18 protein-coding genes and 1 pseudogene are annotated in these 19682 nt (G+C 57.1%); 12 read left to right on the top strand and 7 right to left on the bottom strand.

Features of this window, described 5'->3' with window-relative positions; all coding sequences use genetic code 11:
- Positions 1-12: 12 nt before the first annotated feature.
- Complete coding sequence (rpmB, locus tag E0L16_RS14675; RefSeq protein WP_002436699.1) at positions 13-249, bottom strand: 50S ribosomal protein L28; 237 nt, start codon at positions 247-249, stop codon at positions 13-15.
- A gap of 217 nt (positions 250-466) precedes the next feature.
- Complete coding sequence (radC, locus tag E0L16_RS14670) at positions 467-1132, bottom strand: RadC family protein (protein WP_063868776.1); 666 nt, start codon at positions 1130-1132, stop codon at positions 467-469.
- Positions 1133-1304: 172 nt separating this feature from the next.
- On the opposite strand from radC, the gene coaBC reads away from it, so the two are divergent.
- From coaBC to slmA, 3 genes are all read left to right on the top strand, one after another.
- Positions 1305-2516 carry a bifunctional phosphopantothenoylcysteine decarboxylase/phosphopantothenate--cysteine ligase CoaBC gene (gene coaBC, locus E0L16_RS14665; protein WP_131637270.1) on the top strand — a complete coding sequence of 404 codons (1212 nt, stop codon included), beginning with the start codon at positions 1305-1307 and terminating at the stop codon, positions 2514-2516.
- Complete coding sequence (gene dut / locus E0L16_RS14660; protein WP_015570042.1) at positions 2494-2952, top strand: dUTP diphosphatase; 459 nt, start codon at positions 2494-2496, stop codon at positions 2950-2952. Before coaBC ends, dut begins: the two co-directional genes overlap by 23 nt.
- Positions 2953-3073: 121 nt before the next feature.
- Positions 3074-3670 carry a nucleoid occlusion factor SlmA gene (gene slmA, locus E0L16_RS14655; protein WP_063868771.1) on the top strand — a complete coding sequence of 199 codons (597 nt, stop codon included), beginning with the start codon at positions 3074-3076 and terminating at the stop codon, positions 3668-3670.
- 82 nt (positions 3671-3752) lie between these two features.
- Here the strand turns inward: slmA and pyrE are convergent, their stop codons facing one another.
- Both pyrE and rph read right to left on the bottom strand, forming a co-directional pair.
- Entirely contained in the window at positions 3753-4394 is a 642-nt protein-coding gene (gene pyrE, locus E0L16_RS14650) for an orotate phosphoribosyltransferase (protein WP_107534402.1), read from the bottom strand.
- A 67-nt stretch (positions 4395-4461) separates the two neighbouring features.
- Positions 4462-5178 (bottom strand): ribonuclease PH, encoded by a 717-nt coding sequence (rph, locus tag E0L16_RS14645; protein ID WP_013094888.1) that lies wholly within the window; start codon positions 5176-5178, stop codon positions 4462-4464.
- Between the two features lie 125 nt (positions 5179-5303).
- Between rph and E0L16_RS14640 the strand changes: the two genes are divergently transcribed.
- Together E0L16_RS14640 and E0L16_RS14635 are read left to right on the top strand one after the other, a co-directional pair.
- Positions 5304-6167 carry a YicC/YloC family endoribonuclease gene (locus E0L16_RS14640; protein ID WP_003860907.1) on the top strand — a complete coding sequence of 288 codons (864 nt, stop codon included), beginning with the start codon at positions 5304-5306 and terminating at the stop codon, positions 6165-6167.
- A gap of 207 nt (positions 6168-6374) precedes the next feature.
- Positions 6375-6992 carry a trimeric intracellular cation channel family protein gene (locus E0L16_RS14635; RefSeq protein WP_131637232.1) on the top strand — a complete coding sequence of 206 codons (618 nt, stop codon included), beginning with the start codon at positions 6375-6377 and terminating at the stop codon, positions 6990-6992.
- A gap of 26 nt (positions 6993-7018) precedes the next feature.
- On the opposite strand, the pseudogene E0L16_RS22055 reads toward E0L16_RS14635, so the two are convergent.
- Positions 7019-7144 (bottom strand): annotated as a pseudogene (locus E0L16_RS22055) (hypothetical protein); the annotation flags it as partial.
- A 5-nt stretch (positions 7145-7149) separates the two neighbouring features.
- Positions 7150-8820: an NAD-dependent DNA ligase LigB gene (gene ligB / locus E0L16_RS14630; protein WP_131637231.1), complete on the bottom strand. Its 1671-nt coding sequence runs from the start codon at positions 8818-8820 to the stop codon at positions 7150-7152.
- 249 nt (positions 8821-9069) lie between these two features.
- On the opposite strand from ligB, the gene gmk reads away from it, so the two are divergent.
- The 5 genes from gmk to recG are packed head-to-tail and all read left to right on the top strand — an operon-like array spanning position 9070 to position 14936.
- Positions 9070-9693 (top strand): guanylate kinase, encoded by a 624-nt coding sequence (gmk, locus tag E0L16_RS14625; protein WP_006177710.1) that lies wholly within the window; start codon positions 9070-9072, stop codon positions 9691-9693.
- Positions 9694-9747: 54 nt separating this feature from the next.
- The gene (gene rpoZ / locus E0L16_RS14620) at positions 9748-10023 is read left to right on the top strand and encodes a DNA-directed RNA polymerase subunit omega (protein WP_000135058.1); all 276 of its coding nucleotides are present in this window, start codon (positions 9748-9750) and stop codon (positions 10021-10023) included.
- Positions 10024-10042: 19 nt separating this feature from the next.
- The gene (gene spoT, locus E0L16_RS14615) at positions 10043-12157 is read left to right on the top strand and encodes a bifunctional GTP diphosphokinase/guanosine-3',5'-bis pyrophosphate 3'-pyrophosphohydrolase (protein WP_022646616.1); all 2115 of its coding nucleotides are present in this window, start codon (positions 10043-10045) and stop codon (positions 12155-12157) included.
- A 4-nt stretch (positions 12158-12161) separates the two neighbouring features.
- Positions 12162-12851: a tRNA (guanosine(18)-2'-O)-methyltransferase TrmH gene (gene trmH, locus E0L16_RS22125; protein WP_063868761.1), complete on the top strand. Its 690-nt coding sequence runs from the start codon at positions 12162-12164 to the stop codon at positions 12849-12851.
- 3 nt (positions 12852-12854) lie between these two features.
- Positions 12855-14936, top strand: coding sequence for an ATP-dependent DNA helicase RecG (gene recG, locus E0L16_RS14610; protein WP_063868759.1), 2082 nt, complete (start codon positions 12855-12857; stop codon positions 14934-14936).
- 3 nt (positions 14937-14939) lie between these two features.
- On the opposite strand, the gene gltS is transcribed toward recG, so the two are convergent.
- Positions 14940-16142: a sodium/glutamate symporter gene (gene gltS, locus E0L16_RS14605; protein ID WP_006812438.1), complete on the bottom strand. Its 1203-nt coding sequence runs from the start codon at positions 16140-16142 to the stop codon at positions 14940-14942.
- A gap of 225 nt (positions 16143-16367) precedes the next feature.
- Between gltS and xanP the strand changes: the two genes are divergently transcribed.
- Together xanP and E0L16_RS14595 are read left to right on the top strand one after the other, a co-directional pair.
- Positions 16368-17759: a xanthine/proton symporter XanP gene (xanP, locus tag E0L16_RS14600; RefSeq protein ID WP_063868754.1), complete on the top strand. Its 1392-nt coding sequence runs from the start codon at positions 16368-16370 to the stop codon at positions 17757-17759.
- A gap of 120 nt (positions 17760-17879) precedes the next feature.
- A complete protein-coding gene (locus tag E0L16_RS14595; protein WP_131637230.1) occupies positions 17880-19574 on the top strand; it encodes an AsmA family protein in 1695 nt (564 codons plus the stop codon).
- Positions 19575-19682 lie beyond the last annotated feature (108 nt).

Below are 19682 nucleotides of genomic sequence, written 5' to 3'. Positions count from 1 at the left end.
CTCTTTAAGTACTTAGTACTTTTCGCCACGGGCACGCAGTTCGGACAGAACTGTATCGATGCCTTTCTTATCGATTACACGCATACCTTTAGCAGATACGCGCAGGGTGACAAAACGCTTCTCGCTCTCAACCCAGAAACGGTGAGAGTGCAGGTTCGGCAGGAAACGGCGTTTAGTCGCGTTCAGTGCGTGGGAACGGTTGTTACCGGTCACCGGACGCTTGCCAGTAACTTGGCAGACTCGGGACATGTCTATTCTCCAAAAATCAAATTAGCTCGAGCTTCGTATGGGGTATCGGCGCCTCGTCAGGCTTTACAGCCCGGTCATCGCATAGTTCTATTGAACTCTCGATTGCCAGGCCCAAATGCCAAACCCGAGATTCTCAAAGGTGGCGTAGTATACGCTGACTCGGCGGTGTGCTCAAGTCCCGAACAGACAAAGATCCCGATGGATCGCGAGAAAAGGCCTAAATCCAGCCACGTTCGGCAAAAGAAATGTACTCTCCGCGGCCAATTATCAGATGGTCCAGCACACGAATGTCCATGAATTGACAGCATTTGATAATACGTTCGGTAATGGCTTTGTCAGCTCTGCTTGGTTCTGCACAGCCAGAGGGGTGATTATGCGCGAGGATCACGCCGGCTGCATTCACTTTTATCGCTTCCCGCACAATTTCACGCGGATGCACCTCAACATGGCTCAATGTTCCCGAAAAAAGGCGGGTATGTTTCAGTACCCGGTTTTTGTTGTCGAGAAAGATCACCATGAAGATCTCCCGCTCCAGATCGGAGAGCTGGCTTTGCAGAAATTCGCGGGTCATGTCCGGGGTCAGGATCGGGTCTTCTTCCTCCATACGCACGTTATAAAATCGCCGGGCAAGCTCCGCAATGCCCCGCAGCTGGGCATATTTCGCCACGCCGATGCCCTCCACGTGCGTAAACGCCTCCAGCTCGGCGGTCAGCAAACCATGCAGTGAACCAAAATGGTCTATCAGCTCTTTCGCCAGCGTAAATACCGTTTTTCCCTGCGTGCCGGTGCGTAAAAAGAGCGCCAGCAGCTCGTCGTCTTTCAGCAACGTGACGCCATGGCGCAGCATTTTTTCACGCGGTAGCAGCAGTTCAGTCTCTTCCATGCCCGGCCTCCTTCTGTTTGCCATTATGCTGCCACAGGCAAATTCGGGGCTCGACGCTGACGTTTCGTTCTTGCGTAACGCCTCGCAAAGTGAATAAAGGACATCATCACCCCGTTTTAGGGATTGTGATAAAATGCCCGCTCTCTGGTGAACCCAACAGGAAAGAATCATGATGAGCCTGGCCGGTAAAAAAATCGTTCTTGGCGTAAGCGGCGGTATTGCTGCCTATAAAACGCTAGACCTTGTGCGCCGTTTGCGCGAGCGCGGGGCCGACGTACGGGTCGCGATCACCGAAGGCGGCAAAGCCTTTATCACCCCGCTAAGCCTGCAAGCCGTCTCGGGATACCCAGTATCCGACAGCCTTCTCGACCCGGCGGCCGAAGCCGCAATGGGCCACATTGAGCTGGGGAAATGGGCCGATCTGGTTATCCTTGCCCCCGCCACGGCAGATGTAATTGCCCGCGTGGCGGCGGGAATGGCGAACGATCTGGTATCGACCATTTGCCTCGCCACGCCTGCGCCCGTCGCGGTTGTGCCCGCCATGAACCAGCAGATGTACCGCAATGCCGCCACCCAGCATAATCTGGAAACGCTGGCCGCGCGCGGCCTGCTGATTTGGGGACCGGACAGCGGCAGCCAGGCCTGTGGCGACGTGGGGCCGGGCCGTATGCTCGACCCATTGACGATTGTTGATATGGCCGCCGCCCATTTCTCGCCTGTCAACGATCTGCAACATCTCAACATCATGATTACCGCGGGCCCAACGCGCGAGCCGCTGGATCCGGTGCGTTACATCACCAATCACAGCTCCGGCAAAATGGGCTTTGCCATTGCCGCCGCGGCGGCCAAACGCGGCGCGAACGTCACGCTGGTGAGCGGCCCGGTGTCGCTTACCACACCGGCGTTTGTGCAACGTATTGATGTGACGACCGCGCTGGAAATGAACGCCGCCGTACAGGCGCATGCACAACAGCAGCATATTTTTATCGGCTGTGCGGCCGTCGCTGATTACCGTGCTGAAACCATTGCTGACGCCAAAATTAAAAAGCAAGGCGATGAATTAACAATAAAAATGGTGAAGAACCCGGATATCGTTGCCGGTGTCGCCGCATTGAAAACTCATCGTCCTTACGTTGTTGGGTTTGCCGCAGAAACGAATAATGTGGAAGAATATGCCCGGCAAAAACGTACCCGCAAAAACCTCGATTTAATTTGCGCGAACGACGTATCGCTGTCCACGCAAGGATTTAACAGCGACAGCAACGCATTGCACCTTTTCTGGCAGGATGGAGATAAAGTCTTACCGCTTGAGCGCAAAGCACTCCTGGGCCAACAATTACTGGACGAGATCGTTACCCGTTATGATGAAAAAAATCGACGTTAAGATTCTGGACCCGCGCGTTGGCGAGCAATTTCCGCTGCCAACGTATGCCACCTCCGGCTCTGCCGGTCTTGACCTGCGCGCCTGTCTCGACGACGCCGTAGAACTGGCGCCGGGTGCAACGACCCTGATCCCGACCGGACTGGCGATTCACATTGCTGACCCGTCACTGGCAGCAGTGATCCTGCCGCGCTCTGGCCTGGGCCATAAGCATGGCGTCGTGCTGGGTAATCTGGTCGGCCTGATCGACTCTGACTATCAGGGTCAGCTGATGGTCTCCGTCTGGAACCGTGGCCAGGACAGCTTCACCATTGAGCCGGGCGAGCGTATCGCGCAGATGGTGTTTGTACCGGTGGTGCAGGCAGAATTTAACCTGGTGGCAGACTTCGACGCCACCGACCGTGGCGAAGGCGGCTTCGGCCATTCCGGGCGCAAATAACCGCCCGACAAACACGCATCTCACAGCGCCATAATGCAATAACAAACCGCAAACGTCAGTTTGCGGGTCGCTGTGTGGTTGCCAGCCTGACAAGTGCTTATTTTCAGGGGTATTTTGTAACATGGCAGAAAAACAAACCGCGAAAAGGAATCGTCGCGAAGAAATACTTCAATCTCTGGCTCTGATGCTTGAATCCAGCGACGGCAGTCAACGCATCACCACCGCAAAGCTGGCGGCCTCTGTGGGCGTATCAGAAGCGGCGCTGTATCGTCATTTTCCGAGTAAAACCCGGATGTTCGACAGCCTGATCGAGTTTATTGAAGATAGCCTGATCACGCGCATCAACCTGATTCTGAAAGATGAAAAAGACACCAGCGCGCGTCTGCGTCTGATTGTGCTGCTGATTCTGGGCTTTGGTGAACGTAACCCGGGTCTGACCCGTATTCTGACCGGCCACGCGCTGATGTTTGAACAGGATCGTCTGCAAGGCCGTATAAATCAGCTTTTTGAGCGTATCGAAGCTCAGCTGCGTCAGGTTCTGCGCGAGAAAAAAATGCGGGAAGGTGAGGGGTATACAACTGATGAGACCCTGCTGGCAAGCCAGATCCTGGCATTTTGCGAGGGGATGCTCTCTCGGTTTGTGCGCAGCGAATTTAAATACCGACCAACGGACGATTTTGACGCCCGCTGGCCGTTAGTGGCAGCACAATTGCAGTAACGCCATCGCCGGATGGCGGCTTCGCCTTATCTGGCCTACGAACGGGTTGGCCCGGTAAGCGTCGCGCCACCGGGCAACGCAATTAAACCCCGAACGCTTCGCGATACGTTTTTACCGCTGCCAGATGGTCCGCCATCTCAGGCTTCTCTTCCAGATACGCAATCAGGTCTTTCAGGGTAATAATCGACGTGACCTTGCAGCCATAATCGCGTTCCACTTCCTGAATAGCAGAGATGTCGCCGCGCCCGCGCTCCTGACGATCGAGCGAAATCAGCACGCCCGCAAGCGTTGCACCGTTAGCCTGGATAATCTCCATCGATTCACGGATTGCGGTGCCTGCGGTGATCACGTCATCGACCAGCATCACGCGGCCCTGCAACGCACTGCCTACCAGATTGCCGCCTTCACCGTGGGTTTTGGCCTCTTTACGGTTAAAGCAGTATGGCACGTCGCGGTCATGGTGCTCCGACAGCGCCACCGCCGTGGTGGTTGCAATCGGAATGCCCTTGTACGCGGGGCCAAACAGCAGGTCGAAATCAATCCCGGAATCCACCAGCGCTTCGGCATAGAAACGGCCTAACAGTGCCAGGTCGCGCCCGGTATTGAACAGCCCGGCGTTGAAGAAATACGGGCTTTTACGCCCCGATTTCAGCGTGAACTCGCCAAACTTAAGTACCTGCTTGTTAAGCGCAAACTCAATAAACTGGCGCTGATACGATTTCATGGATTTGCTCCTTTCGTTTTTTCTGTCTTACAGGCAAAAAAAAGGCGACTCATTGGTCGCCTTAAAATCAATTTTCTAACGCCGCTTTCTGCGTCGTTACAATGGATTCGATACCCCCTCGGGCCAACGCCAGCAAGGTGAGCAGCTCTTCATGGGTGAATGGCTCGCCTTCCGCCGTGCCCTGCACTTCAATGATGCGACCATCTTCGGTCATCACCACGTTCATGTCGGTTTCTGCGGCAGAATCTTCAACGTATTCCAGATCGCAAAGTGCTTCGCCGTTAACGATACCGACGGAGACAGCGGCAACCATCCCTTTCATCGGGTTGGTTTTCAGCTTACCGGCGGCAACCAGCTTGTTCAGCGCATCTGCCAGCGCCACGCAGGCGCCGGTAATGGAGGCGGTACGCGTGCCGCCATCGGCCTGGATCACGTCGCAGTCCAGGGTGATGGTGAACTCGCCCAGCGTTTTCAGGTCAACCGCGGCGCGGAGCGCACGCGCGATCAGGCGCTGGATCTCCATAGTACGCCCGCCCTGCTTACCCTTTGCCGCTTCACGGGCATTACGGGTATGGGTTGCGCGCGGCAACATGCCGTATTCGGCGGTGATCCAGCCCTGGCCCTGACCTTTCAGGAAGCGAGGCACGCCCTCTTCGATGGACGCGGTGCAAAGCACTTTGGTGTCACCAAACTCAACCAGCACGGAGCCTTCAGCGTGTTTTGTATAGTTACGGGTCAGGGTGACGGGGCGCACCTGATTGGCGCTACGACCTGCTGGACGCATGATGGATTCTCCGGCTTGAAACGAATGTGGCTGCGCATTATACGGATAAAGGACGCTTATTCCTATCCTGAGAAGCCCCTGAAAGCTATAATCCCCCCATCTCTCCTTTAAAAACGGGAATGTCTATGATCCGCAGTATGACCGCCTACGCCCGGCGTGAAATCAAGGGTAGCTGGGGTAGCGCTACCTGGGAAATGCGCTCGGTAAACCAGCGCTATCTGGAAACATATTTCCGTATGCCGGAACAGTTCCGCAGCCTGGAGCCTGTGGTGCGTGAGCGTATCCGTACGCGTCTGACCCGCGGGAAAGTGGAATGTAATCTGCGTTTTGAGCCCGATGCCAGCGCGCAGGGTGAACTGATCCTTAACGAAAAGCTGGCAAAACAGCTGGTTAATGCGGCGAACTGGGTCAAAATGCAAAGCGACGAAGGCGAGATTAACCCGGTTGATATTCTGCGCTGGCCTGGCGTGATGGCCGCCGGAGAGCAGGATCTGGACGCGATTACCGCCGAAATTCTCGCGGCACTCGACGGCACGCTGGATGACTTTATCGTTGCCCGCGAAACCGAAGGCCAGGCGCTGAAAGCAATGATTGAACAGCGTCTTGAGGGCGTGAGCGCCGAAGTGGCTAAAGTTCGCGCTCATATGCCAGAAGTGCTGCAATGGCAGCGTGAGCGACTTGTCGCCAAACTGGAAGAGGCGGAAGTCCAGCTCGAAAACAACCGTCTGGAACAGGAATTGGTACTGATGGCGCAGCGCGTGGACGTGGCTGAAGAGCTGGATCGTCTGGAAGCGCACGTTAAAGAGACCTACAACATTCTGAAGAAGAAAGAAGCAGTAGGCCGCCGTCTCGACTTTATGATGCAGGAGTTCAACCGCGAGTCGAACACGCTGGCGTCTAAGTCTATCAATGCAGAGGTGACCAATTCAGCGATTGAACTGAAGGTCCTCATTGAGCAGATGCGCGAGCAGATCCAGAATATCGAGTGATCCCTTTCCGGGTGGTGCTGCCTCGCACGCCACCCATTACTTTTTCTAATCCTTATTTAGCCTTACTTTCTCTCTCCCCGCCTTAAATCAAGCCTGCCCGCCGTGCGCTGATAAATTCCTTTAGGGAAAACCACCTCGCCTTAGAAAATCTCAATCGTGATCTCCCGCACAAATCGTTAATCTCCCCTTCTTCATTCCGGAGGTTTTATGCTGCTTCACGTTCTCTATCTCATTGGCATTACCGCAGAAGCCATGACCGGCGCGCTCGCTGCCGGACGTCGCCGTATGGACACCTTCGGCGTGATCATTATTGCCACAGCCACTGCGCTCGGCGGCGGGTCCGTACGCGATATCCTGCTTGGCCATTATCCACTCGGCTGGGTCAAAAACCCTGAGTACGTCATTATCGTGGCAACGGCAGCCGTACTCACCACGATTGTGGCTCCGGTGATGCCTCATCTGCGCCGCTTATTCCTCGTGCTTGATGCGCTTGGGCTGATTGTTTTTTCCATCATTGGTGCGCAAATCGCTCTCGATATGGGTGAAGGCCCGGTTATCGCCACCATTGCGGCGGTGATCACGGGCGTGTTTGGCGGGGTGCTGCGCGATATGTTCTGCAAACGTATCCCGCTGGTTTTCCAGAAGGAACTGTATGCCGGCATCTCCTTTGCCGCCGCAGTGCTGTATGTTGCCTTACAGCACTATGTCACCAATCACGATGTGGTGGTTATCTCCACGCTGCTGTTTGGTTTCACCGCGCGCATGCTCGCATTGCGCCTGAAGCTTGGCCTGCCCGTTTTTCATTACAAACACAATGCGCATTAATGTCAGAACGGGCAGGCGCCGGATTATCAGTTACTCGAATAGGTGTAGCCGTAGTGATGATAGCCGTAGCCGTAAGCGTTGCTTGCCCGCTTAATGACGCCGTTCAGGATCATTCCTTTGGTGTTGACGCCGCTCTGCTCCAGACGTTGTACGCAGATTAAAATCCACCAATGTGCTGTGCGGCCAGCCACCTCGCCAGCGCATCAATCTGCGGCTGATGCAGCCAGTCTACGATATGGCGGGCCTTCTCCTGCCCGGTACCCGGCAGCCTCCGCCACTCCGCTTCGCTTCGTTGAACCAACGCCTGCCAGGAGCGATCCCCTGCCGCCTTCAGCGTCGACCGGGACAGCGGTATTCCCATCGCGGCGATCCAGCGGATAAAAGGACGCTCCCGCGCCAGGTTAAACTGATGCCATAGCGCAGCGCCATGCGTTGCCGATATCCCCGGCGTCGCAGCGAGCTGCGCCTGCGTGAGCTGTAGCCAGGAAAAGAGATGCTCAAACCGATGCGCCTGATAGAGGTTACGCCACCCCGACTCGCCCATCCCTTTGATATCTAACGCCTGGCTGGAGCTTAGCCACGTCAGCCGGGCAAAAAATTGCTCCATGCATTCCGGGGAGGCGTAGAAACAGGTTAAGCCGTTATAGCGCGATGAGGGCGGCTGTGGTTTATGGCGATCCACATTGCGCCATACCACCTTATCCAGCCGGGGAATACCTTGTCCCGCCAGGCTTACCAGCACCTGATCGCCGGGCGCAATATCCAGCATCTGCCAGCGGTTGACCGATCCCAGGCTCACGCGCTGTACACGTTTATCGTCGAGCATAAGCGGCTCAAGCTGCGCAATCGCCGTGATCCGCCCGGTACGGCCAACGGTAAAATGAATGGCTTTGACTTCCGTCACCTGGGCCACAGGACGATATTTCCACGCGATGACCCAGTTCCCTTCTCCCGGCAGCCACTGCTCTCCCGGCGGCTCTGCCGAGGCGCGAACCACAATGCCATCCGTGGCAAAGGGTAACGAAGCCTTAAACCAGGCCGTCCGCTGCGCTTCCACGTCAGTCGCGTTTTTAACCGGCAAGGTATAACGCGCAGTCAGGGTAAAACCGGCCTCTGCCAGCGCGGAAAGGCGTGCTTTCATCATTTTTGGACCGTTCGGCCAGGCCCAGATAAAAATGCCTGTCTGCTTCAGCGCTGCGCGATCGGTCGCGCGCATCATCGCTCCCGCCACCTTCGCTCGCGCATTCATACCGCCCATCTGCTGTTGAATATGCCCCTCGCGAAGCAGAAAAAGTTCACCCTGCAATACGCTGTTGGCAAGCGGCCCGGACAGCGTTTGCGGGATAGCGGGGATCATTCGCGCCTGTGCCGTCCACTCTTCCCCCTGCATACCGTCGCCGCGGCTGATGGCCTGCACCAGCCTGCCGTTTTTGTAGACCAGGGTGACCGCTACGCCATCCACCTTTGGCTGCACCCAAAGATCCTGCTGCGCGGCCATCCAGCGGCTAAGCGCCTGCTGACTATCTGCCTTATGCACGCCGGTATGGGCGAAGGGGTGCTTCACCGTCCCGCTGGCGGCAGGGAGATCGTCGTGCAGCGGCTCATCGTGAAAACAGCGCTGCCACTGTTTTAATCGGGCGTTAAGCCTGTCGTAAACGTCGTCGCTCACCTCGCTGCTGCCCTGCTTCCAGTAAGCATCATTCCAGCGGGCCAGCTGCGCCTTCAGGGCCGCGATCTCCTGCCCGGCCTTCGACGGCGACCAGACCGGGCAGATTGCCATCGCCCCGCTGCTTAAGAAGAACATCAGTATGCTTATCCATCTCACCATTATCATCCCTCCCGGTTTTGCGAAGGGTATACCCTGCCCAAGAGCCGCAGACCAGCGGCAAAAAGGCATTTTACGAGCGTGCTTCAGCGCATTGTTTTTATTGCAGCAAAAGGAGGGTAAAACCTGAAAACGGCACGCAAAATCAATAATCCAGGGGAAAAAGTGTGACAAAGGCTACGTCACACAGCGGCGACGTGTATAATAAGCCCGTATGTAGGACTTCTTCGTTAACACATACAAAAGACTCTCATGGCTCAAGGCACGCTTTATATTGTTTCTGCCCCTAGTGGCGCGGGTAAATCCAGCCTTATTCAGGCACTGTTAAAAACCCAACCGTTGTACGATACGCAGGTTTCTGTTTCTCACACCACGCGGGCGCCGCGTCCGGGTGAAGTGCACGGTGAACACTATTTCTTTGTGAATCACGATGAATTCAGGGCGATGATTGGCAGAGACGCGTTTCTTGAACACGCTGAAGTTTTCGGTAACTACTACGGAACCTCGCGTGAAACCATTGAGCAAGTTCTGGCGACCGGCGTGAACGTGTTCCTGGATATCGACTGGCAGGGCGCGCAGCAAATTCGCAAGAAAATGCCTGATTCGCGCAGTATCTTTATTTTACCGCCATCGAAAGATGAGCTGGATCGCCGCCTGCGTGGCCGCGGCCAGGACAGCGAAGAAGTTATCGCAAAGCGTATGGCGCAGGCTGTTGCAGAAATGAGCCATTACGCGGAATATGATTACCTTATTGTGAATGATGATTTTGATGCCGCGCTGAGCGATCTCAAAACAATCCTTCGCGCAGAACGTCTGCGTATGAGCCGCCAGAAGCAGCGACATGACGCATTAATCACCAAACTGTTGGCAGACTGAACCCACTTTCAGTATCATGCCCAGTCATTTCTTCACCTGTGGAGCATTTTAAGTATGGCACGCGTAACTGTTCAGGACGCTGTAGAGAAAATTGGTAACCGTTTTGACCTGGTGCTGGTCGCCGCGCGTCGCGCTCGTCAGATGCAGGTAGGCGGTAAAGATCCGCTGGTACCGGAAGAAAACGATAAAACCACCGTTATTGCACTTCGCGAAATCGAAGAAGGTCTGATCAACAACCAGATCCTCGACGTGCGTGAGCGCCAGGAGCAGCAAGAGCAGGAAGCCGCTGAATTACAAGCTGTTACCGCTATTGCTGAAGGTCGTCGTTAATTAAACCTGCGGGTCGCCCTTGTATCTGTTTGAAAGCCTGAATCAACTGATTCAAACCTACCTGCCTGAAGACCAGATTAAGCGTCTTCAGCAGGCGTATCTCGTTGCACGTGACGCTCACGAGGGCCAGACACGTTCAAGCGGTGAACCTTACATCACGCACCCGGTAGCGGTAGCCTGTATTCTGGCCGAGATGAAACTCGACTACGAAACGCTGATGGCCGCCCTGCTGCATGACGTGATCGAAGATACCCCTGCCACCTACCAGGATATGGAACAGCTGTTTGGCAAAAGCGTTGCCGAGCTGGTGGAAGGGGTCTCTAAGCTTGATAAGCTGAAATTCCGCGACAAGAAAGAGGCGCAAGCCGAAAACTTTCGCAAGATGATCATGGCGATGGTGCAGGATATCCGCGTCATTCTCATCAAACTTGCTGACCGCACCCACAATATGCGCACGCTGGGCTCACTTCGCCCGGATAAACGTCGCCGCATCGCCCGTGAAACCCTCGAAATCTACAGTCCGCTGGCGCACCGTTTAGGTATACATCATATTAAAACCGAGCTGGAAGAGCTGGGTTTTGAGGCGTTGTACCCGAACCGCTATCGCGTGATTAAAGAGGTGGTGAAAGCCGCTCGCGGCAACCGTAAAGAGATGATTCAAAAGATCCTCTCTGAAATCGAAGGGCGTTTGCAGGAAGCCGGTATACCGTGCCGCGTGAGCGGTCGCGAAAAGCATTTGTACTCTATCTACTGCAAAATGGTGCTTAAAGAGCAGCGTTTTCACTCAATCATGGATATTTATGCGTTTCGCGTGATCGTCCATGACTCAGACACCTGCTATCGCGTGCTGGGGCAGATGCACAGCCTGTACAAGCCACGTCCGGGGCGCGTCAAAGATTACATTGCCATTCCAAAAGCGAACGGATATCAATCTTTGCACACCTCCATGATTGGCCCGCACGGTGTCCCTGTTGAGGTACAAATTCGTACCGAAGACATGGATCAAATGGCAGAGATGGGTGTCGCGGCGCACTGGGCCTATAAAGAGCACGGTGGCGAAAGCAGCACTACCGCGCAAATCCGCGCCCAACGCTGGATGCAGAGCCTGCTGGAGCTGCAACAGAGTGCAGGTAGCTCGTTTGAATTTATCGAGAGCGTTAAATCCGATCTCTTCCCGGATGAGATTTACGTTTTCACGCCGGAAGGGCGCATTGTCGAACTGCCTGCGGGCGCGACACCGGTCGACTTCGCGTACGCCGTGCATACCGATATCGGCCATGCCTGCGTAGGTGCCCGCGTCGACAGACAGCCTTACCCGCTCTCCCAGCCGCTCTTCAGCGGACAGACGGTAGAAATTATTACCGCGCCGGGCGCACGGCCTAACGCCGCCTGGCTGAACTTTGTCGTGAGCTCAAAAGCGCGCGCAAAAATCCGCCAGCTGCTGAAAAACCTCAAGCGTGACGACTCCGTCAGCCTGGGGCGTCGTCTGCTCAATCACGCGCTGGGTGGCAGTCGCAAACTGGCTGAAATCCCGCCAGAGAACATTCAGCATGAGCTGGAGCGTATGAAGCTCGCCTCGCTGGATGACCTGCTGGCTGAGATTGGCCTCGGCAACGCCATGAGCGTGGTCGTGGCGAAGAACCTGCAACAGGGCGAAACGACAGCCGTTCCAGCTAACGCACAAAATCATGGTCACCTGCCGATCAAAGGCGCTGACGGGGTGCTCATCACCTTCGCCAAATGCTGCCGTCCTATCCCGGGCGACCCGATTATTGCGCACGTCAGCCCAGGTAAAGGGCTGGTGATCCACCACGAATCCTGCCGTAACATCCGTGGCTACCAGAAAGAGCCTGAGAAGTTCATGGCGGTCGAGTGGGATAAAGAGACGGCGCAGGAATTTATTACTGAAATCAAGGTGGATATGTTTAACCACCAGGGTGCACTGGCGAACCTGACGGCAGCGATCAACACGGCCTCGTCCAACATTCAGAGCCTGAATACGGAAGAAAAAGATGGCCGCGTTTACAGCGCCTTTATTCGCCTGACCGCCCGTGACCGCGTGCATCTGGCGAATATTATGCGCAAGATCCGCGTGATGCCGGACGTCATTAAAGTCACCCGAAACCGAAACTAGCATTATGAATTCAAAACGTTACGAGCGAATCTGCGAAATGCTCGCCAGGCGTCAGCCTGATCTGACGGTCTGCATGGAGCAGGTCCATAAACCTCATAACGTCTCTGCTATCGTCCGCACCGCAGATGCCGTCGGCGTGCATGAAGTACACGCCGTCTGGCCGGGCGCACGTATGCGTACCATGGCCTCCACCGCCGCAGGCAGCAACAGCTGGGTATCCGTTAAAACGCACCAGAGCATTGGTGAAGCGGTCTCGCACCTGAAAGGGCGTGGTATGCAGGTTCTGGCAACCAACCTCTCTGCTAAAGCCGTGGATTTCCGTGAGATCGACTATACCCGTCCAACCTGTATTTTAATGGGCCAGGAGAAAACGGGGATCACGCAGGAAGCACTGGAACTGGCCGATCGGGACATCATCATTCCGATGATCGGCATGGTCCAGTCGCTCAACGTGTCGGTCGCCTCTGCGCTGATTCTGTACGAAGCGCAGCGCCAGCGTCAGAACGCCGGCATGTACGAGCGCAGCAACAGCATGCTGCCGGAAGATGAGCAGCAGCGCCTGCTGTTTGAAGGTGGCTATCCGGTGCTGGCTCGCGTTGCGAAGCAGAAGAAATTGCCTTACCCCCACGTCAACGCGCAGGGCGAAATTGAAGCCGATGCCGAGTGGTGGTCCACCATGCAGTACGCAGGGTAAAAGATGAAAGGCCGCCTGCTGGACGCCATACCGCTCAACAGCCTGACGGGCGTGGGCGCGGCACAAAGCAGTAAACTGGCCAAAATTGGCCTGCACACCGTGCAGGATCTCCTGCTCCACCTCCCCCTGCGTTACGAAGACCGCACCCAGCTTTATAAGATTGGCGATCTGCTGCCTGCCATCTATGCCACCGTTGAAGGGGAAGTGCTGAACTGCAACATCACCTTTGGCGGACGCAGGATGATGACCTGCCAGATCAGCGACGGGACCGGCATTCTTACCCTGCGCTTTTTCAACTTCAGCGCGGCGATGAAAAACAGCCTTGCCACGGGACGACGCGTGCTCGCGTACGGCGAAGCGAAACGTGGCAAATACGGCGCGGAGATGATCCACCCGGAATACCGCGTGCAGGGCGATCTTAGCTCACCTGAGCTACAGGAGACGCTCACGCCGGTCTATCCGACCACCGAGGGCATCAAGCAGGCAACGCTGCGCAAGCTCACCGACCAGGCGCTGGAGCTGCTCGATACCTGCGCCATTAACGAGCTGCTGCCACCGGAGCTGGCGCAGGGCATGATGAGCCTGCCGGAGGCGTTGCGCACCCTGCACCGTCCACCGCCAACGCTTCAGCTTATTGATTTAGAAAGCGGTAAACACCCCGCCCAACGGCGTCTTATCCTTGAGGAATTACTGGCTCATAACCTGAGCATGCTGGCACTGCGCGCAGGTGCGCAGCGCTTCCACGCGCAGCCATTAAGCCAGCGCGATGAACTCAAGGATAAGCTGCTGGCCTCACTCCCGTTTAAACCCACCGGCGCACAGGCGCGGGTCACCGCCGAGATCGAACGCGATATGGCGCTTGACGTGCCGATGATGCGCCTGGTGCAGGGCGATGTCGGTTCCGGTAAAACGCTGGTCGCCGCGCTGGCCGCGTTACGCGCCATCGCCCACGGCAAGCAGGTGGCGCTGATGGCGCCGACGGAACTGCTGGCCGAGCAGCATGCCAACAATTTCCGTAACTGGTTCGCCCCGCTGGGCATCGAAGTGGGCTGGCTGGCCGGGAAGCAGAAGGGCAAAGCGCGCCTTGCGCAGCAGGAAGCCATTGCCAGCGGGCAGGTGCAGATGATTGTCGGCACACACGCTATTTTCCAGGAACAGGTGCAGTTTAACGGCCTGGCGCTGGTCATTATCGACGAACAGCACCGCTTTGGTGTGCATCAGCGTCTGGCGCTGTGGGAGAAAGGCCTGCAACAGGGCTTCCATCCGCATCAGCTGATCATGACCGCCACGCCTATCCCGCGCACCCTGGCGATGACGGCCTATGCCGATCTGGATACCTCCACCATCGACGAACTGCCGCCGGGCCGTACGCCGGTGACCACGGTCGCCATTCCGGACACGCGCCGCAGCGACATTATTGACCGTGTGCGCAACGCCTGCACGCAGGAAGGCCGCCAGGCTTACTGGGTCTGTACCCTGATTGAAGAGTCTGAGCTGCTGGAAGCCCAGGCTGCCGAAGCCACGTGGGAAGAGCTGAAGCTCGCCCTGCCGGAGCTGAACGTTGGTCTGGTGCACGGGCGCATGAAGCCCGCCGAGAAGCAGGCGGTGATGCAGTCGTTCAAGCAGGGTGAGCTGCATTTGTTGGTCGCCACGACGGTCATTGAAGTGGGCGTGGACGTGCCAAACTCCAGCCTGATGATTATTGAGAACCCGGAGCGTCTGGGTCTTGCGCAGCTCCACCAGCTGCGAGGCCGCGTGGGCCGTGGCGCGATCGCCTCTCACTGCGTGCTGCTCTACAAAGCCCCGCTGTCGAAAACCGCGCAGATGCGGTTGCAGGTCTTACGCGACAGCAATGACGGCTTCGTCATCGCGCAAAAAGATCTGGAGATCCGCGGCCCGGGCGAACTGCTGGGCACGCGTCAGACGGGTAACGCCGAATTTAAAGTGGCGGATTTGCTGCGCGATCAGGCCATGATCCCCGAAGTACAACGCCTTGCGCGCCATATTCATGAACGCTACCCCGAACAGGCGGCAGCGTTGATTGAACGCTGGATGCCGGAAACCGAGCGGTATTCCAACGCCTGACGGTCAGCCAAACATCGGCAGCATCAGGTAGAGCTTAATCACCAGCGCGTTGACGATATCAATGAAGAATGCGCCCACCATCGGCACCACCAGGAACGCCATGTGCGATGGGCCGAACCGTTCGGTGATCGCCTGCATGTTGGCGATGGCCGTTGGCGTTGCCCCCAGTCCAAACCCGCAGTGTCCTGCTGCCAGCACCGCCGCATCGTAGTTTTTGCCCATCATCCGCCAGGTGACAAAGATGGCATACAGCGCCATAAACACGGCCTGCACCGCCAGAATCGCCACCATCGGCAGCGCCAGCGAGGCGAGTTCCCACAGCTTGAGGCTCATCAGCGCCATTGCCAGGAACAGCGACAGGCTGACGTTCCCGAGCACGGACACCGCGCGTTCAAAGACGCGGTAGAAGCCCATCTGCGCCAGACCGTTGCTCAGGATCACCCCGATAAACAGCACGCAGACAAAGGTTGGCAGTTCGAACGCCGTTCCCGCCAGCCATTGCGCAACGATTTTGCCCACGGTGAGGCAGATGGCAATCATGGCGATGGTTTCAATCATCACCAGCGAGGTGATGCTGCGGCCAACGTCCGGTTTTTCAAACGCGGTCGGGACCATTTCATCGTCTGGTCTGCCTTCCGGCGTGGTGGAGTGCTTCACCAGATAGCGCGCCACCGGGCCACCAATCAGGCCGCCAAGCACCAGACCAAAGGTCGCGCAGGCCATCGCCACTTCCGTTGCGTTTTCAAAGCCATAGCGTTCGATGAACAGCTTGCTCCACGCCGCGCCCGTTCCGTGGCCGCCTGAGAGGGTAATCGACCCCGCCAGCAGGCCCATCAGCGGATCCAGCCCCAGCAGCGACGCCATACCGATGCCGATGGCGTTTTGCATCAGCAGCAGGCCCACCACGACAATCAGAAAAACGCCCAGCACCTTGCCGCCCGAACGCAGGCTTGCGAGGTTGGCGTTCAGGCCGATAGTGGCAAAGAAAGCCAGCATCAGCGGATCTTTCAGGGACATATCAAAATCGATTTCCCAGCCCATGCTTTTTTTCAGCACCAGCAGGGCCAGCGCCACCAGCAATCCACCGGCGACGGGTTCAGGAATGGTGTACTTTTTCAGAAAGGAAACACTGTGTACCAGCTTGCGACCAAGCAGAAGAACCAGCGTTGCGGCAACAAGGGTCGACAACGTATCGAGATGAATCATAGAAGGCTCCTGTTATGCGCGTGTTCCATACACACGCGGCGTTATCCTGGGCCGGGTGATGCTCGTCATGAGCCGCCGGCGCGAAAAGTGTAATTTTTTTTTCCTGTTGGTTGTAGAAAACCTGCTCACACCGGCAGATTTTCTCTCTTTTTTTTGCTGGCAATCGTTTGCTTTTACCAGATGGTCAGCTAAAATGCCCGCTTTTCCACCGTGGGATTGCCGCCGATGTCTGTTAACACTCTGGAGTCTTCTGATGCGCAACCGATTGCGCAGAAGCAAAACAGCGAACTGATTTACCGCCTTGAAGATCGTCCCCCGCTGCCTCAAACCCTCTTTGCCGCCTGTCAGCACCTGCTGGCGATGTTCGTGGCGGTCATTACGCCGGCGCTGCTGATTTGCCAGGCGCTGGGGTTACCGGCACAGGATACGCAGCACATCATCAGTATGTCTCTGTTCGCCTCCGGCGTGGCCTCCATCATACAAATTAAAGCCTGGGGTCCGGTGGGGTCTGGGCTACTGTCGATTCAGGGCACCAGCTTTAACTTTGTGGCACCGCTGATCATGGGCGGTACGGCGCTGAAAACCGGCGGCGCGGACGTGCCGACCATGATGGCGGCGCTTTTCGGCACCCTGATGCTGGCAAGCTGCACGGAGATGATTATCTCCCGCGTTCTGCACCTGGCGCGCCGGGTGATCACCCCGCTGGTCTCCGGCGTGGTGGTGATGATTATCGGCCTGTCGCTGATTCAGGTAGGCCTGACCTCCATCGGGGGCGGCTACGCGGCAATGAGCGACCATACCTTTGGCGCCCCGAAAAACCTGCTGCTGGCAGGCGTAGTGCTGGCGATCATTATTCTGCTCAACCGCCAGCGTAACCCGTACCTGCGCGTTGCATCACTGGTGATCGCCATGGCGGCCGGTTACCTGCTGGCGTGGGCGCTGGGTATGCTGCCGGAAAACACCGCGCCGACTAATAGCGCGCTGATTACCGTGCCAACGCCGCTCTACTACGGCCTGGGCATTGACTGGAGTCTGCTGCTGCCGCTGATGCTGGTCTTTATGATCACCTCGCTGGAAACCATCGGCGATATCACCGCCACCTCCGACGTTTCCGAGCAGCCGGTCTCTGGCCCGCTGTACATGAAACGCCTCAAAGGCGGCGTGCTGGCAAACGGGCTGAACTCGTTTGTCTCGGCGGTATTCAACACTTTCCCGAACTCCTGCTTTGGCCAGAACAACGGCGTGATCCAGCTGACCGGCGTGGCCAGCCGCTACGTGGGCTTCGTGGTGGCGCTGATGCTGGTCGTCCTCGGGCTGTTCCCGGCAGTGAGCGGGTTTGTGCAGCACATTCCTGAGCCGGTACTGGGCGGCGCGACGCTGGTCATGTTTGGCACCATTGCCGCCTCCGGCGTGCGTATCGTCTCCCGCGAGCCGCTGAACCGCCGCGCAATCATGATTATCGCGCTGTCGCTCGCCGTGGGTCTGGGCGTCTCCCAGCAGCCGATGATTTTGCAGTTTGCTCCGGACTGGGTGAAAAACCTGCTCTCTTCCGGCATCGCCGCGGGCGGTATTACCGCTATCGTGCTGAACCTCGTTTTCCCGCCTGAAAAGAACTGATTCCCCCTCACGGCAGGCTGTCAATGCCTGCCGTGACACCTCTTTACACCATTCCCGCCTTGAGCATTGCGCATAAATCGTGCATAACTCCTTTATGTACGTTTCGCGGGAAGGAAGACCATGAAATTTATTGGAAAGCTGCTTATCTATCTTCTGGTAGCCCTGCTCATCGTAGTGCTCGCCTTTTATTTTCTGCTCCAGACCCGCTGGGGCGCATCGCAGGTCAGCAGCTGGATCACGGTGAATACCGATTACGAGCTCAACTTTGACCTGATGGATCACCGGTTTTCATCCCCTTCTCACATCCTTCTGGAAAACGTCACCTTCGGACGAGATGGCAAACCGGCCACGCTGGTCGCTAAAAAGGTGGATATCGGCTTAAGCAGTCGCCAAATCACCGACCCGCTGCACATGGACGCCATCACCCTGTCCGACGGCACGCTGAACTTATCGCCGCAGACGGCGCCGCTGCCGTTCCAGGCCGACCGTCTGCAACTGAATAACATGGCCTTTAACAGCCCGAACACGGCGTGGGATCTCAGCGCGCAAAAGGTTACGGGCGGCGTCAGCCCGTGGCAGCCCGAGGCGGGTAACGTGCTGGGGAAAAACGCGCGCATTCAGATGAGCGCCGGCTCGCTCACGCTCAACGGCATACCGGCGAATAACGTGCTGATTCAGGGGCAGCTGAACGGCAATGAGGTGGTGCTTAACACCATCGGCGCCGATATGGGGCGCGGCTCCCTGACGGGCTCTGCCCAGCGTAATGCTGACGGCAGCTGGGTAATTGATACCCTGCGTCTGAATGAGATCCGCATGCAGAGCGACAAATCGCTGCTGGATTTCTTCGCCCCAATCGTCACCCTGCCTTCGTTACAGATTGGGCGGCTGGACGTGACCGATGCCCGTCTACAGGGGCCTGACTGGGCGGTAACCGACCTCGATCTCAGCCTGCGTAACCTCACCCTGAGTAAAGGTGACTGGCAGAGCCAGGAGGGACGGTTATCCATGAACGCCAGCGAGTTTATTTACGGCTCGCTGCACCTGTTTGATCCCATCCTGAACGCGGAATTCTCGCCTCAGGGCATTGCGCTGCGTCAGTTCACCTCCCGCTGGGAAGGGGGCATGGTGCGCACCTCCGGCAACTGGCTGCGCGAGGGTCAGGCGCTGGTGCTGGATGACGTTGCCATTGCCGGGCTGGAATATACGCTTCCGGAAAACTGGAAAACGCTGTGGATGGATCCGCTCCCGGCATGGCTGAACAGCGTGACGCTGAAAAAATTTGGCCTGAGCCGCAACCTGGTGATCGACATCGATCCTGCCTTCCCGTGGCAGATCACCTCCCTTGACGGCTATGGCGCAAATCTGCGGCTGGCGAAAGATCGCAAATGGGGCATATGGGGCGGTAACGCAACCCTGAACGGCGCGGCAGCAACCTTTAACCGCGTCGACGTGCGACGCCCGTCGCTGGCGCTGAACGCCAACGCCGCGACGGTAAATATTACCGACCTGAGCGCCTTTACCGAGAAAGGGATCCTGGAAGCGACCGCCACCGTGTCACTGCTGCCCCAGCGGCAAACCAACGTGAGCCTGAACGGGCGCGGCGTACCGCTCAACGTATTGCAGCAGTGGGGCTGGCCAGCGCTGCCGATTGCGGGGGACGGCAATATTCAGCTCACCGCCAGCGGCAGCGTGCAGGCGAATGTGCCACTGAAGCCGACGGTGAATGGGAAGCTGAGCGCGGTAAATATGGATAAACAGCAGGTGCAGCAGACAATGACCGGCGGCGTGGTGTCGGCGGTGGCTCCGGCACAGTAAAAAGCCGGGTGGCGGCTTCGCCTTACCCGGCCTACGAGGTTTTGGTTCCCTCTCCCACGGGAAGAGGGTTTGGGTGAGGGCATCAAACATCATAATTACCGTAGGCCC

Source organism: Enterobacter quasihormaechei, assembly GCF_004331385.1.
Classification (GTDB): Bacteria; Pseudomonadota; Gammaproteobacteria; order Enterobacterales; family Enterobacteriaceae; genus Enterobacter; species Enterobacter quasihormaechei.
This window is presented reverse-complemented; position numbering and strand designations above follow the sequence as displayed.

Bases quoted from the DNA above. Each gene is read 5' to 3' on its own strand.
- radC (WP_063868776.1), bottom strand. From the start codon at position 1,132: ATGGAAGAGACTGAACTGCTGCTACCGCGTGAAAAAATGCTGCGCCAT.
- trmH (WP_063868761.1), top strand. From the start codon at position 12,162: ATGAATTCAAAACGTTACGAGCGAATCTGCGAAATGCTCGCCAGGCGT.
- gltS (WP_006812438.1), bottom strand. From the start codon at position 16,142: ATGATTCATCTCGATACGTTGTCGACCCTTGTTGCCGCAACGCTGGTT.
- E0L16_RS14595 (WP_131637230.1), top strand. From the start codon at position 17,880: ATGAAATTTATTGGAAAGCTGCTTATCTATCTTCTGGTAGCCCTGCTC.
- E0L16_RS14640 (WP_003860907.1), top strand. From the start codon at position 5,304: ATGATCCGCAGTATGACCGCCTACGCCCGGCGTGAAATCAAGGGTAGC.
- E0L16_RS14635 (WP_131637232.1), top strand. From the start codon at position 6,375: ATGCTGCTTCACGTTCTCTATCTCATTGGCATTACCGCAGAAGCCATG.
- rpoZ (WP_000135058.1), top strand. From the start codon at position 9,748: ATGGCACGCGTAACTGTTCAGGACGCTGTAGAGAAAATTGGTAACCGT.
- gmk (WP_006177710.1), top strand. From the start codon at position 9,070: ATGGCTCAAGGCACGCTTTATATTGTTTCTGCCCCTAGTGGCGCGGGT.
- rpmB (WP_002436699.1), bottom strand. From the start codon at position 249: ATGTCCCGAGTCTGCCAAGTTACTGGCAAGCGTCCGGTGACCGGTAAC.
- pyrE (WP_107534402.1), bottom strand. From the start codon at position 4,394: ATGAAATCGTATCAGCGCCAGTTTATTGAGTTTGCGCTTAACAAGCAG.
- coaBC (WP_131637270.1), top strand. From the start codon at position 1,305: ATGAGCCTGGCCGGTAAAAAAATCGTTCTTGGCGTAAGCGGCGGTATT.
- slmA (WP_063868771.1), top strand. From the start codon at position 3,074: ATGGCAGAAAAACAAACCGCGAAAAGGAATCGTCGCGAAGAAATACTT.
- rph (WP_013094888.1), bottom strand. From the start codon at position 5,178: ATGCGTCCAGCAGGTCGTAGCGCCAATCAGGTGCGCCCCGTCACCCTG.
- ligB (WP_131637231.1), bottom strand. From the start codon at position 8,820: ATGGTGAGATGGATAAGCATACTGATGTTCTTCTTAAGCAGCGGGGCG.
- dut (WP_015570042.1), top strand. From the start codon at position 2,494: ATGATGAAAAAAATCGACGTTAAGATTCTGGACCCGCGCGTTGGCGAG.
- recG (WP_063868759.1), top strand. From the start codon at position 12,855: ATGAAAGGCCGCCTGCTGGACGCCATACCGCTCAACAGCCTGACGGGC.
- xanP (WP_063868754.1), top strand. From the start codon at position 16,368: ATGTCTGTTAACACTCTGGAGTCTTCTGATGCGCAACCGATTGCGCAG.